A 14,072-nucleotide genomic window follows, 5' to 3' on the forward strand; every position below is an offset into this window, starting at 1 on the left:
GTGCCACTGTGCGCAATGTCCGCGGCAAGCAATAGCGCCGTTCAAAAGAATATACGCCGCAAATGAGCCAGAATCCTTCGTTAGCCGGACTTTTTCGAGGCCAACTTCTGGCGCCTTTGCCAGGCAGTCGCACGAAGCCAGATCAAATCTCGGATCATCTTCGGTCCATCGCGGATGGGCACGACTTTTGAACCGGGCTGATGCATCCAGCGGATAGGAACCTCGGCGATCTTGAATCCAAGCAGTCGGGCCGTGTACAGCGCTTCGAAGTCGAAGCTAAAGCCGTTCAACCGGCATCGACTAAAGACCTCTTTGGCCGCCGCGGATTCAAAGAGCTTAAAGCCGCATTGCGTGTCGTGGATGCCCTTGACCGCCAGCATCTGAACGGCCTTATTGAACATCCGGCCCAGCATCTCGCGCAGAAACGGCTGACGAACGACTAATTCTGAATCTTTAAGCGGCCGAGAGCCGATCGCGATCGACCAGCCCTCGTTCAAATACGGTTCTAACTTCTCGATCTCTTCGATCGGGGTTGCCAGGTCCGCGTCGCAGAACAGAATCCGCGCTCCGCCAGCCCTCAAAATGCCATATCGCACGGCGTAGCCCTTGCCCCTGTTTGGCTCGTAGGCCAGCAATTTGACCGACGGATGCGCCTGGGCAAAACGCTCGCAAATACTATTAGTCGCGTCCGTGCTGCCGTCCGAAACGACAAGAACTTCGTAGGAATCGCCTCGCCCATCGAAGTACTCTAAGACTCGGTCGAGCGTTCGGGCAATCCTCGCCTCTTCATTGTAGGCCGGGATGACAACGGACAGGCCGACCTCGATCATACGATCTGGACTTCCTTCGAGCCTCGGACTATTTCTCCGATTATCCATGCATCGTGTCCGGTCAAGCGGTCTAAAACCGACTGTGCAGCGCCGCGGTCGACGATCAGCACAAAGCCGACGCCCATATTGAACGTGCGATACATCTCGTTGTCCGGCACGTTGCCGGAGCGTTGAACAAGATCAAAAATGGGGAGAGGCGTCCATTGTCGTCGATCGATCATGGCGCGCAGCTCTGTCGGCAGAGCCCGCGGAATGTTCTCGTACAACCCTCCGCCCGTTATGTGCGCCATCCCGTGCAGATACTCTTGACCGATATGCGGCCAGACGGCGTCGAAGTAGCTTGTATGGGGCCTTAGGAGCCATTCCCCCAGACTGATTCCGTCAACGCTATGGTCCACGGACAAACCGGCAGCGTCAAAGAGCGCTCGCCTGGCCAACGTGTAGCCATTAGTGTGCAGGCCGTTCGACGCTAGGCCGATCGCCGCATCCCCCGCTTGAACCTGCTCGGGCCTCGGCACATGGCTCTTTTCCGCAATGCCCACTAAGCATCCCGCGATGTCGATCTCGCCCGGCACGTATATGTCGGGCATCTCCGCCGTCTCCCCGCCCAACAGTGCGATACCGTGCGTTCGACACGCCTTCGCCGCGCCCTCGATGACCTCCGTCAAGCATTTCGGCTCCAATCGAGCCGTGGCAAAGTAATCGAGAAAGAACAGTCCTCGCGCCCCCATCGCCAATAAATCGTTCGCCGAATGGTGAACAATATCGAAACCCAAACCCTCGAACTGGCCCATCATCCGCGCGATTCTCGTCTTGGTGCCGACTCCGTCGATCGTTGCCGCAAGCACAGGCTCCCGATAAGTAGGAAACGAGCCGGAGAAAAGTCCACCAAACGCACCCACATCGGAGACGACGCCGTCTGTGAAAGTGCTTCGGATGGTCGCCTTCGCCCGCTCCAAAGCGTCCGTAGCGGCATCGATGTCCACCCCGGCTCCCCGATAGGTCAGAGACTCGCTCATTCCAAGCGGAGTATACCTTTGGAGCAGGAAGTTGACCCTCCGACGGCGAATCGCCAGCATTATGCGACCATTCGTTATCTTGCTCCTCGTTTTCCTCGTAGCCAATGCTCAAGAGCGCGTAAAGTCCATGCCCGGATACGAGCGGTATATGGAAATGCGCGGCCAGATTCGCGGCTCCATTCACCTAGCCGCTTTTACGCCGACTTGGATCGATGAGGGCAAAGCGCTACAGTTCGACTTCATGGGCAAGCGGTATCGATATGACGTGGAGCAGCGCAAACGCACCGAGATTGGCGCTGCGGTCGAAGAAGCGTCGATAGAAGACGATTTTGTCCCATCATTCGGCCCAGCGCAGGCAAGGGGCCGGCAAGCCGAATCGGCCAATTCGCCAAACGGGCAATGGACGGCTCGCTATCGCGATCGCAATCTGTTTCTATCCAAACGCCAGGGCGACGAGACGATCCAGGTTACGCATGACGGAAGCGCCGAAAAGCGCATCAAGAACGGCTCGGCCAGTTGGGTCTATGGGGAGGAGCTCTTTCAACGCACGGCCATCTGGTGGTCGCCCGACAGCAAGAAGGTCGCTTTCTATCGCTTTGATGAAAGCAAGGTGGAAGACTACTTCCTAACGTTGGGCTTGACGGAGCGCCAGAGCCGCTTGGACATCGAGCCTTTTCCTAAACCCGGCACGGCGAACCCCGTGGCAGACATCCTGATCTATGATTTGGAGACCAAATCGACGATCACGGTGGACATCCGCGACGGCAAGCCCTTCGCCGACGACGTGGTAGGGCACTATGCCTACGCTCCAAGATGGCGCGCCAACGGCTCAGAACTGCTGATTCAGCGGATGAACCGTCTGCAAAACGTCTGGGAGTTGGTCGCGGCGGATGCGAACACCGGCAAAGCGCGCGTCGTTGTTAGGGAAGAGAACCCCGGAGGTTGGGTCGATACCACGCCGACTATTCGATGGCTGGACGACCAGCGCTTCATCTTCTCGACCCGGCGAAACGGCTGGCGCAACTTCGACCTGTACGATCTGGACAAGGGACGGCTGAACTCGATCACGTCCAACAACTTCAATGCCGATCAGATCATACGAATCGAGGAGAAGTCAGGATGGCTCTACTACATGGCCCGGAGCGGCGAAAATCCCTACTATCTCCAATTGCATCGGGCCACCCTGGACGGCAAGGCCGATAGGCGGCTGACCGATCCGAAATTCAATCATCGCGTGCACATCGCGCCCGATCAGAGCTGCTTTGTCGACATCGCGCAGACGCATCGAGACCCGCCCGAAGCCCGATTGGTCGGCTTTGATGGCAAACTGATCGACGTATTGGCGGTTAGCGAAACAACCCTTTTTGAGCGCAGACTGTTGCAGCGTGCTGTGCGATTTGAGTACATGGCGGCCGACGGAAAGACCCAACTGTACGGCTATGCCTCTCGTCCCTCAAACTTCGATCCGAACCGCAAATATCCTGTGGTCATCGGCGTCTATGGCGGACCGGAAAGCCGGGATGTGAACGAGGACTTTGCCTTCCCCGATGCGCTCACCGAGTTCGGGCTTATCTATGTTCGGCTCGACACCCGCGCCTCGAACGCGCGCGGATTGGACGCGCTCAACCAACTCTATCGCAATCTGGGCGTGGCAGAGATCGACGACATGGCCGAAGGGGTCAAAGCGCTGATCAAGCTTCCTTACGTCGATTCCCGCAAGATCGGCATTTACGGCACGTCTTACGGCGGGTATGCGGCGATCATGTGCCTGTTGCGCCATCCCGATCTTTTCACCGCCGCTTGCGGCTCGTCCCCGACGACCGATTGGAAAATGTACGACACCATCTATACCGAGCGCTACATGGGATTGCCGGACGACAATCAGAACGGCTACCTGCAGGGCAATGCCATCCAACACGCCAAAAACCTCAAAGGCCGCCTAATGATCTACTACGGCACCGCGGACAACAACGTGCATCCTTGCCATTCGCTCGGCCTGATCGCGGCGCTAATGAGGGAGAACAAGAGCTTCGACGTGCAAGTCGGGCCGGATAGGGGCCATACGGGCCTCAATCAAATGCGCATGATGGAGTTCTTCATCGAAGCCTTTAACGACCCGTTCAGCGGCGCGAAAACGGGTGTACAATAACTTGGTACCCATCTAAGGAGGGCATGGATGTTCTTGAGACTGCTATCGCTTGTCGCCGCCTCTTCGTTGCTGTTTGCCGCCGCGTCGGCCCAACTGCTGGGTTACGACTTCACAATCAATTCTTCTTCCAGCGGATTGACGGGCGAACTGAACTTCTCTGCCGATACTTCCGGCACATTGATAGGGAACTGGGATCCCGACGCCAATGCGACCGGCACTCGGACCAAGCCGGGCTTGTCGGGTTCTTTCGGCGAGACAGAAAACCTTCCAGTCAACGCTTGGCTCACGTTGGGGCTGAACGACGATGTGGACACCGACGCGACGGGCCGATTCAGAATGCTGGTCGATCTCGATTCGGGCGTTGCGATCGTGATGGGCTTTCGGGCAGACTATCTGGGCGGCCAAACGCTCTCCATTCCAGCTACGCTGACTATTCGCTATGATTCTTTCCGAACGCGCCAGCCCTCTTCCATCTTTGTCGGCGGGTTTCCCATCCCAATCCCGTTTGGCAGCGTGGACGTTACGGTAATGGAGGCGGCGCAGAATCAACCGTTGGCCTTCGGCACGGTAACTCCAGACGGTCTTGGAGGCTACGACGTTGCCGTGATCGTGCCGACCGCTTTGACCGCCGAAATGACCTTCCTGGGCAATCCATTGTCGTTGCCCGGCGTGCCGTTCGCCGTGCCGTTAGTCGGCAAGCTTGCTCCAAATGGTTCGACGGCGACGATGCAATCGCAGCAGCCCATAACCTTTGGCCAGGAGATCGAGATCGGCCAAGCGCTGCCCCAGTTACCGTTGGACATACCAACGATCCTGCCGCCCGGCAGCACGGCGCACCTGTTGTTCGACCTGACGCTCGACCGCATCGTTGCCGGGTTCGACGGCTCGACGCAAATGAACGCAAACGGGACGTTTGTTCTGTTGGGCGATGTGAACTTGGACGGCATCGTCGATGACAAGGACCTCGCGATGGTGTTAGAGGCTTATGCGTTGCTGGGGGGAGGCAATCCAGCGGACATTAATTTGGACGGCGTCGTGGACGACGCCGACGTAACGATTGTTTTGATGATGTTTGGGGCAGAGGGCTAACGGGCGGCGAAAGAAAAGGAAATTACAAAGTGAAAAACGCCGTTTGCATGACCCTTTGCTGGCTTTGTGCCGGCTGGACGTTAGCCCAGGTCAAAACCTGGACGACCACTCAAGACTTCAACGAGGGTCTCTACTTTAACACCAACAGCACGGCAGTCCCGGGCGAGATTCGTCTCAATCGTCTGGGCACGGCGCCGGTGCCGTTTATCAACATTCCTGTGGGCGGGCCCGAACTGGCAGCTCGGGGTTGGAATCCGTCTCCCGGTCGCATCGTTCGGGTCAACACCGATACGGGCGTCGTGGCGGGCGAGTATCGCCTCACGCCCGAAGCGCTTAGCTCGGCGCCGTCGCGAGCCGTGGTGGACAGCCAAGGCAACGTTTGGGTTACAAACCGATACGAGGCCAGCGGCACGCATTCGGTTACAAAGATCGGCGTCATCGTGGGCGGTACGCGCTACTACCGCCCTCTCCCCGGCGTCTACATCCCCCATCCATTGGGCGAGTACGTGAGGGAGCCGCTTTATACAACCGGAGTCGATCGAGACGGCGACGGATACATAAGAACTTCAGCCGGTTTGGGCAATCTGCTGCCTTGGGTCGGGACGGCAGGCAACGACCTCGATTCAAGCGTGCCGCCCGATGCGGTCGGAACGGTGCGCCAAGCAGCGGACGAATTGATAACGGTGTTTAAGCGGCTATCCACCGGTGGAAACAGAACCCGGGCCGTCGCGATCGATGAGAACGACGACATTTGGGTCGGTAACGACCCTGGCGGAGCCTTTCAGGTATGGAAGTTAGACGGTGATGACGGCCGTCGGCTCCAGGCAATTACGGTTGGCGGATCCTACGTCTACTCAATGTTCTATCAAGGCGGTTTTCTATGGGTGTCGCAAACGGCTGAAGGCGTACGTAGAGTGGATGTTACTACCGGTGCCGTTGTTGCGGTTTCAGGCACGAATGTGGGCGATTTGTCGACCGTTACTCCTTATGACGACAACAAACTGATCACCGCCGGAGCCCAAAACCATTCCCCGGCCGAGTGGATGATGGTCGATGCGGCGACCGCTTCTGTGATCAGCCGAACGACGACGCCTGGAAGCACCGACATTCGAGGCGTTACGGTCGATCAATCGGGCAATGTGTGGGTTACCTCCCGCGGGCTTTGGTCAGGCGGCGACTTTCGCGTGTACAAGTACACGCCGGGCGGCCTGCTCATCAACCAGTTTTATACGGGCGACCGACCCTGCGGGCTTGGACGAGATTCGAACGGTTTGATTTGGGTTACGCATGTAGGCAACCCCGGCAACTTGAGCAATGGCAACTGGGCTACGGTCATTGACCCTGAGGCTAATGACGGCATGGGCGCCATTATCGGCTATGTGGGGCTGGGCACCGGCTCGTACAACTACAGCGACGGTACGGGCGCCACAACCTCGCAGATCGCTCGCGAGGGCGAGTGGCGGGTGGTCTACGATTCGTTCCGCCCCAATCTGAAGTGGGGCGTGATCACTTGGCTCGCTGATGTGCCCGCGCAGACATCGCTTCAGGTCTACGCCCGTGCGGCCAACACCCGATTGGGGCTGAACCAAGCCACCTTCTACCAGTATCAGCAGAGCGGGGACGATCCAGAGGGCGCTGTCGCGGGCCGTTATGTCGAGATCAGAGTGCGGCTATCGCGCGAACTCGGCACGCCCCAGGATCTGACGCCGGCTCTTCAAAGCCTGACGATCCGCTATGCAAAGGGCACGGTGAGCGGTACGGTGGGCTTGGGCAACTGGCTGTCTCTGCAGTTCCCGAACGCGAACTTTATCCTCCGCCCCGTCGAAGGGGGTTCCGATATTGCCATCAACGACATCGAACTGGGACCGTTCGGAGCCTTTGCCTTCACCACGCCCGCAAGGGGAACCTACTTCCTACTGGCGCAGTCGTCGCATTGGCTGAGACAACGGCTGACGGTGCCGATCGTCATCACCGACGATGGATCGCACGGCAATGTGTTTGCGTTGCACAACGGGGATATCGACCGGGACAACGCGATTACAGACTCGGATCTTGCGATCATTCTGTCGACCTATGGTCTCGTAACCGACGACCTGACCGGCGACGGCCTCGTTGACGATTCGGACCTGGCCGTTGTCTTGTTCAACTTCGGCCTGATCGGGGACTAGCCGGCAATTGGGGCTCGCCCGCCCGATTAGCACGTCCGGGAGGGCGAGCGTCCCCGCGAGCCAAAGACTCACGCTGGGCGGGCGACCGTCCACAAGGCGAGATTCGTACCTGATTTTGTGCTACAAATCGTTACAATCCCGTTCGCGCGATAAACCCCAACGCGGGCGCCCGGTTTCGTCCCTTGCCTTTCGGGTCGATGCCCGAGAGCGACAGCGCGGTCGAGTAGGCATGGCCGTGGTTGGGCACAAACGAGCGCGGGTTGGCCTTCGCGCCTTCCTTCAATTCGCCGGTCAAGGGGTCGAATGCCGGATCCATCGATCCGTCCGGCAAAAGCGGTATTGGGTTCAGCGTCTTTTCGCCCGCGCCGCCGAACTGCTTGTTGCCCGCCACAGTGCCGCCCATAAAGAAGCAACTGGTAACCGGCCAGTGCTGGCAGATGTCTTGATCGTTGATCATCTGTTGCTTCTGCTCTTCTGGCAGATTCATCTTCACAATGTCCTTTACATCGCCGTGGATGCTGCGGCCAAACTCCGAAGTAACGAGAATCGTCGTGCAGTCCCAAAGGCTCTTGTTTGTCCCTTTGGCGGGCGTGTTCTTAAGAAGTTCGACAAAACTCTTGAGCGGATCCCACAGGTGCCGTCGCATCATCTGGGTTTGGTCGGTCTGGCCTTGCGGCTTGCCCTCCTTGTTCCAAAGATGCCCGCGATTCCGATGGCTGTCGAACAGGCGAATATCGCGCGATTCGATCCAGAACGTGCAGGAGAGGTTCTCTCGCATCAGCTCGTAGGCCATCATGGCTTGGACGTTGGTCATGGGGGCATATTTGGTGCGCGCCTTGTTGCCGTTGACGCTGCTGTAAGTCATCAGCTCGTCTTCGGGCGCGATCTTGAACCGCTCTCGCAGGGCGTCGTCGCGGAACAGGTTGGCTATCTGAGCGCCGTCCAGCCGTCCGCCCATGTTCGAGAGGCTCTTGTAGGCGTCGAGCGCGGCGACGTAGCTTTTGACCGTTGCTACGTGGTCGTCCTTCAGTACGGCGCGATGCGATTCGTCCAAGAAATTCTGTACGGCTCTAAAGGCAGGACTGGCGGCTTCTTCGCGCATGCGCGAGAGGAATCGGCGCAGATTGGCAGGCGTGCCGCCATAGATCGTATGCGCCCAGACCGGACCGAGCGCGTGGTAGAAGCCCCTTCGCCCCGTGTATTGCGCTTCGTTCAGTTCGCCGTCCGACAGCCACCAGTGCCAGGCGATGTTTGGCAATAGGCAGCTCTGTCCGACCGCCTCGGCAAAGGCTTGGTTGATCGAGCGCTCGTCCGGCTCGCGCTCTTTGCTCAACTCCAGCCGATACTCGCCCATGTGCGACTTCAGCCGCTCGCCCGAATGGAACGTGCCCGTGCTCATGGAGGCGACGATCGACATATCTTTGAAAAGCTCCTTGCCGTCCTCGGCCAGGTAGCCGTAGCGGATCGGACCGTGCGTCTTGATGCGATAGAAATCGTCCTGGTCCCACTTCAGCACGCGATACCGCTCTTCGCTGACGTTGCTGAGGCGGTTGAGCACATGGTTGGGCGTGTTGACCGGGCTGAACATATCGTAGCTGAGCCACCCGCCTTCCAAAAACCAAACGACCAAGTAGCGGGGATCGGCATTGGCGCGGGCGGCCTGCTCGGTCATGCGGCGCGCCTTGGATGCAAGATTGGGAACGCCAAACCGCTTAAAATAGGCGAGGAACTGGCTAGGGGTTAGGGTCGATGGCGTCGCGGCATGGGCAAAGATGGAGCGTACCGCACTGTCCGAAAGCGGATGGATGCGGCGATCAAGGCTCTCAACCGGCCCTACGCGACACGATGCCATGGCCTATATGAAGAGTATACACCGGGTTAGGGCGCTGGGCTACAGGTTTAGCGACGGTCTGGCTCTGGCCATTGCCATTGAGCGCCGGACGACAAACGTATCTTGCTGGGAGACTCGGGAGGCTCGTCCGATTCGACGTTCTTGAACCGTCTCGATCGATATTCCAGGTTCTTAAAACGTCGAGCAATTTCTCGGACTAGTTCGATCCTGCCGTTGTAGGTCAGCGCCGTAGGATTCACATGAAGGTCGCCAATTGCGGGCATTGCTAAACCCGATCGATACCCTGGCTTCAATAGTCGGTCTCTTTGCTTGGTTAAGAACGCTCGCCATTCCGAAACGCTTTTGTCTTGACGTTGGATGGAACCTAACAAGAGTTCTTCCAGTTTTAGAGCGAGCGCTTGAGCTTCCAGCGTTCGCTTCAGGTCGACAACGATCTCCTGAATTTGAGATTCGTCCAATTCTTCTTTCTTCGCATAGAGTATTTGGCTGAGATCGTTGTTAAGAAAGATCAGCGTTAGATTGAGCGCTCGGGCCGCCATGAGGGCTTCCGCGTTGCCGGTCTTTAAGTCCCGCTCCAAGTTTGTCAGAAGCGCTGAAATGGTTTGCCCGCCCTGCACAGCTTCCGTTACGACTTTCTCGTTCGATGCCCCCAAACTGGGCAGATGGGTGCCTTCGATCAATCTGCCTTGTGTAAAAAAAGCGGTCGAAAACAGTACGGCGCCAGCTAGAAGAATCTTCAGTCCCATGGCCTCATTCTTCCATTTTGGCCATTTGTCGGTATAAACCTCACCTGCGCACCGAGCCGCGATAGGCCGAAACGGGCGGCCTGTTCAATTCGCAAACTCGTTTGCAAAGCACTTTAGAGCCTGTCGAACTTTTGCACTGATTGCATGCGATGCCGCAGGCCACGCCGCCGCTGACCGAATCGTTGAAGCATTCCCAAAAATCATGCCCCGGCCCGGCCCAACTTGCGGCAGTAATCAGGCATGCCAATGCGACAATGGCGGTTTTCATTGAAACCTCCAAGAAATGGGCAGCCAAGACTCTCGATAGGTTGGTCGACCCTGCTTTGAGACGATAACAGAGAGGATCATGCGCGGCGAGTGGCCGGCTTCGATCGTAACGGTTCGATTGGGCGTCTTTACGACGTATCGGGTTAGCGGGATCGTTACTTGGCGCACCTGGTCGTTCCCTGTATCGACGGCGAACGACAGGCAGTCATCGGTTTCACTAACCGAAAGAACCTGCTCGTTTTTCCACAACGAAGCGGGGGAGAATGTTGAGGAGAACATCGCTTGTCCGACGAAGGAGTCTCCAAAAGGCCCCATCCAATCGGCGCGAATGTCCAACGGGTTTGGCGGATTCCTTAGGCTTGTTGGGCCTTCGTCGTCCCACCAGAGCGCCTCAGCAGGGCCGACGATGTAGGTCGACCCGTAGTGCGCCGAAGAGATGGCCAACTGGGTGACGGTCCGTTCCGAGCGATTCAACCAGATGCCAAATCGGTCTAGTTCTATACGAGACGTTGCCGCATTGTAGACTTCGATGTCAAACTCTGCATGGAGTTCGTCCAGCATCTTCATAGAAGACGCGACCCAGGACAGCTCCTTTAAGACCTTCGAATCCGCTTGCCCAAAAGCGACCGTCACGGCTACTAAAGCGCATGCGAGAATCCTCCCCATGGCTACTCCCTCCGCCAGGCCGTAATGGCGCAGAGTACCACTTTTCGGGCTACAATGTCAACGTAGACAAATGTATCAAATTTGTCTGTTGAGAAGTTTCACAGACTTATTTCGACTACGGCATCGGCAGGTTGAAGGCGGCCAGCCACTCTTTCAGCTTCTTGGTGCGCTGGTCGTTCTCTGTAGGCAGAACCATCGGGCGACCGCGACCGTCGAACACCAGCCCCACCACGCCGCCTTCTAACTCCATCTCCCGCGTTCGTCCTTTGCCTTCGCCAACATCAAAGTTCTTGTTCGGCTTGATCACGGCCTTAACCTTTTCGCCCACGCCTAGCGGCACGACTTTGATCTCGCCGACCGAGACCGAAACGGATTGCCCAGCCAGATCGACCGTCATGCAGAGTTCGCCCTCTTTGCCTTGCCCGACCGGACAGACGGAGTGGCCCAGGCGGATTAGGCAGTCGCGATCGAACACTTGCGCCGCCGCGACCGGATGCACGGTCGAAAGCACGCCCAACTGAGGCATCATAAAGATCGAATCGACCGCAAGCATCGTAACGCCTTCGGGCTGATAAGCATCGAGCACCATCAGGGCCGATTGGGCGCGCTCGGGCGCATGGCTCAGCACGCCGCCGCTGCCGACGATCATGTCCAGTTCCATTAGGTTAACCAGCGTCTCGCCCGTATCCTTTTGGTCCAGGGCATCGCCAATAGTGCGCTGTTGTTGAATGCCTTTCAGTCCGCGCGCCAAGTCCTTATGGTGGATGAAAGCGAGGCGCAGCGCCTCGCGAGCGGCAGCCTGTTCCAGCAATAGGTCGTGGTACGTTTGAGGGATGGTAGTGGGGCGAATCATCTTGTTGCGCAGGCGATTGCGCACTTCCATCGGGTCGATGTCGAACGGCAGCCACCTTCGGATATTCTCGATGCCGGTTTCTAGCATCACGTTGCATATCGAGTAGCTCATGCCAAGGTTGGCGCTCACCGTTCGCGTATAGTTGCCGTGGAAAACGGAGAACACGTCGGTCGTCGCGCCTCCGATATCGACGCCCAAGATGTTGATCCCGCGCTGTTCGGCGATGGTCACCATGATCTTGCCGACGGCATTGGGGGTGGACATAATATCCGCAGAAGTCCAAGTCATCAGCTTGCCATAGCCCGGCGCCTGCTGCATCACGTGCTCCAAAAAGAGTTCGTGCACGGCCTCTCTGGCCGGCCCAAGGTCCTCTTTGTCCAGCGTCGGTCGAAGATTGTTGACCACGCGCACGTCAAATCGCTTCTCGGAGATCTCCGTAACGGGCTCCACTGCGTCCTTGTTGCCTGCATAGATCACGGGAAGGTTCATCGTGCCGAACCTCGGCCGAGGGTCGGCCGACAGCAAAAGCTCGGCCAGATCGACCAAGTGCGTTACCGTGCCGCCGTCCGTACCGCCCGACATCAGCACAATGTCGGGTCGAAGCGCTCGCAATCGCTCGATCTTTTGATAATCTTTGCGTCCGTCGTCGATGGCGATCGTGTCCATAATGATCGCGCCCGCGCCCAGCGCCGCGCGCTGGCCGCTTTCGGCAGACATTTGGCGCACCACGCCCATCACCATCATCTGTAGCCCGCCGCCCGCGCTGGATGTCGAAAGATAGAGGTCTACGCCTGTCTTCTCGTCCTGCTGTGGAACGATGATGCGTCCGCTATCGACCAGAGTCCGGCCCGACAGCTCCTCGACTTCGCTGACGGCGTTCAGCACGCCTATCGTCACATCGTCAAAGGGCGCCTCGACGGTGGTCGGCGCTTCTCCTCGAAACCTCAGGCGATACTCATCGCCCAACTTCTCGATTAAGATGGCTTTTGTGGTGGTGCTGCCGCAATCGGTAGCCAAGATGGATCGAACGTTATCGGACATAGGGAGAGCCTCCGTGCATGATCGCGAGATGTCCTGTAATTTTAGCACCCTTTTGGCTCCCAAATTGCCAAAAACTGCGGTACAATCTGTGGACATCCCAGTTTGGATGGTAAAGGAGGTCTAGATATGACCCGGCGCATCTTGCCTATTGCGGCCGCCGCGTTAGCGATCTTTAGCGGTGCAAAGGCCGATGTCTTTTTTGATCAGCCGTTTGCTACTGGTTCGCTGGCTGCGGGCGCTTCGATCAGTTCAGGCGCATTCGATATCGACTTTTTCTTGCAGAACGCCCAGGTGGGCGATCCGCCGCTTCCGACGCGAATCGGGAATCTCGTATTGGGCTTCAACGCCTACTCGGACGTTGCGCTGATGAGCGAGGAGATCACGCTCTTTTCGACCGGCCAACTGCGGGGCAGCGGCATTCTCTACTTCAACCAGACGGTCGTTGATATTTCAGACCCGTTTAACCCGGTCGAGATCGCGAGCTTCAGCGCGGTGCTGACTTCGGCCAACACGCTGCCGTTTTCTCATCTGCTGACGTTCAGCCAGCCTTCGACGGCCATCAAGGTGCGCAAGTCGTTTGTCTTGGCCGCGCCCGATACGCCCGAGGACGACTACTCCGGTTTTGGCCAGTTGAACGGTCGGTTCGAACAGGTTCCTGAGCCAACCAGCATTGCGGCGCTCCTGATGGGCGGCGCACTGATGGCTCGACGACTACGAAAGGGGGTCAAGCGATGATTCGCAAATCTCTGCTGGCATTGGCGGGCGCTTGCGCCCTAACCATGAGTGCCTCGGCTGTAACCTACAGCCAGTTGTCCGTCGACGGGCAATTGGCCGATGGATGGTCGCTGGTCTTTTCGCCCATCGATCTGACGCTCTTCTACCCCGAGGCGTTTGCGGGCGACCTCTCTCCGACCCGTCAGGGCGACATCGACGTGAAGTTCGTCGCGTCCGACCCTTCGGGCATCACGATGGTCTCGCTGACATGGATGGGCGCGTTAGAAGGGCTTGGCTCGTTCCACATGCGGGGCACCATTGAGGACTTTACCGACTCGAACAATCCGATCCAGATCGGAGCGTTCGATTTCTCGGTTCTGGACCATTCGGAGCTGCCCAGTACTCGACACGTTGCCATAGCGCCGACCACCGTGATCCGAATTACTCATGCGATCACGCTGTCTGCGCCCGATCAGACCGATCCGAGCGGACTGGACATAGCCGCGCTGACGCTGACGGACCACACCTTCCAAGTCGTGCCCGAGCCCGCCTCGATCATCGGTCTGGCTCTGGGCGCCGCGGCGCTCATCCGACGCCGACGGTAGTCTATAAACCTTGCGCCTGGCGGAAACTAGTCCGCTAGGCGCAAACCTTTTTCTCCCTCGTTCGTATGGTATC

Annotated in this window: 12 protein-coding genes; 5 read left to right on the forward strand and 7 right to left on the reverse strand. The window is 58.0% G+C overall.

Translation table 11 applies throughout. The features are described from left to right. Nucleotides 1–80: 80 nt before the first annotated feature. Together HUU60_05510 and HUU60_05515 are read right to left on the reverse strand one after the other, a co-directional pair. The gene (locus tag HUU60_05510; protein NUL82168.1) at nt 81–830 is read right to left on the reverse strand and encodes a glycosyltransferase family 2 protein; all 750 of its coding nucleotides are present in this window, start codon (nt 828–830) and stop codon (nt 81–83) included. Next, a complete protein-coding gene (locus HUU60_05515; protein ID NUL82169.1) occupies nt 827–1,849 on the reverse strand; it encodes a phosphoribosylformylglycinamidine cyclo-ligase in 1,023 nt (340 codons plus the stop codon). The genes HUU60_05510 and HUU60_05515 overlap by 4 nt, the downstream gene beginning before the upstream one ends. A 61-nt stretch (nt 1,850–1,910) precedes the next feature. Between HUU60_05515 and HUU60_05520 the strand changes: the two genes are divergently transcribed. From HUU60_05520 to HUU60_05530, 3 genes are read left to right on the forward strand one after another with little or no spacing between them, the layout of a single operon-like run. After that, nucleotides 1,911–3,998: a DPP IV N-terminal domain-containing protein gene (locus HUU60_05520; GenBank protein NUL82170.1), complete on the forward strand. Its 2,088-nt coding sequence runs from the start codon at nt 1,911–1,913 to the stop codon at nt 3,996–3,998. 27 nt (nt 3,999–4,025) lie between these two features. Further along, nucleotides 4,026–5,087, forward strand: coding sequence for a hypothetical protein (locus tag HUU60_05525; protein ID NUL82171.1), 1,062 nt, complete (start codon nt 4,026–4,028; stop codon nt 5,085–5,087). Between the two features lie 29 nt (nt 5,088–5,116). Next, nucleotides 5,117–7,255 carry a hypothetical protein gene (locus HUU60_05530; protein ID NUL82172.1) on the forward strand — a complete coding sequence of 713 codons (2,139 nt, stop codon included), beginning with the start codon at nt 5,117–5,119 and terminating at the stop codon, nt 7,253–7,255. 130 nt (nt 7,256–7,385) lie between these two features. On the opposite strand, the gene HUU60_05535 is transcribed toward HUU60_05530, so the two are convergent. The 5 genes from HUU60_05535 to HUU60_05555 form a co-directional block, all read right to left on the reverse strand. Continuing rightward, nucleotides 7,386–9,107, reverse strand: coding sequence for a hypothetical protein (locus HUU60_05535; GenBank protein NUL82173.1), 1,722 nt, complete (start codon nt 9,105–9,107; stop codon nt 7,386–7,388). 47 nt (nt 9,108–9,154) lie between these two features. Next, nucleotides 9,155–9,853: a hypothetical protein gene (locus HUU60_05540; GenBank protein NUL82174.1), complete on the reverse strand. Its 699-nt coding sequence runs from the start codon at nt 9,851–9,853 to the stop codon at nt 9,155–9,157. A 40-nt stretch (nt 9,854–9,893) separates the two neighbouring features. Beyond that, nucleotides 9,894–10,121 carry a hypothetical protein gene (locus HUU60_05545; GenBank protein ID NUL82175.1) on the reverse strand — a complete coding sequence of 76 codons (228 nt, stop codon included), beginning with the start codon at nt 10,119–10,121 and terminating at the stop codon, nt 9,894–9,896. Continuing rightward, nucleotides 10,118–10,687 (reverse strand): hypothetical protein, encoded by a 570-nt coding sequence (locus tag HUU60_05550; protein NUL82176.1) that lies wholly within the window; start codon nt 10,685–10,687, stop codon nt 10,118–10,120. The genes HUU60_05545 and HUU60_05550 overlap by 4 nt, the downstream gene beginning before the upstream one ends. Before the next feature lie 214 nt (nt 10,688–10,901). Further along, complete coding sequence (locus HUU60_05555) at nt 10,902–12,680, reverse strand: glutamate mutase L (GenBank protein NUL82177.1); 1,779 nt, start codon at nt 12,678–12,680, stop codon at nt 10,902–10,904. A gap of 126 nt (nt 12,681–12,806) precedes the next feature. On the opposite strand from HUU60_05555, the gene HUU60_05560 reads away from it, so the two are divergent. Continuing rightward, nucleotides 12,807–13,415, forward strand: a complete 609-nt coding sequence (locus HUU60_05560) for a PEP-CTERM sorting domain-containing protein (GenBank protein NUL82178.1) — start codon at nt 12,807–12,809, stop codon at nt 13,413–13,415. Further along, nucleotides 13,412–13,999, forward strand: a complete 588-nt coding sequence (locus tag HUU60_05565; GenBank protein NUL82179.1) for a PEP-CTERM sorting domain-containing protein — start codon at nt 13,412–13,414, stop codon at nt 13,997–13,999. The genes HUU60_05560 and HUU60_05565 overlap by 4 nt, the downstream gene beginning before the upstream one ends. Nucleotides 14,000–14,072: the final 73 nt, after the last annotated feature.

The sequence above is a fragment of the Armatimonadota bacterium genome (assembly GCA_013359125.1).
Lineage (GTDB): Bacteria > Armatimonadota > Fimbriimonadia > Fimbriimonadales > GBS-DC > JABWCR01.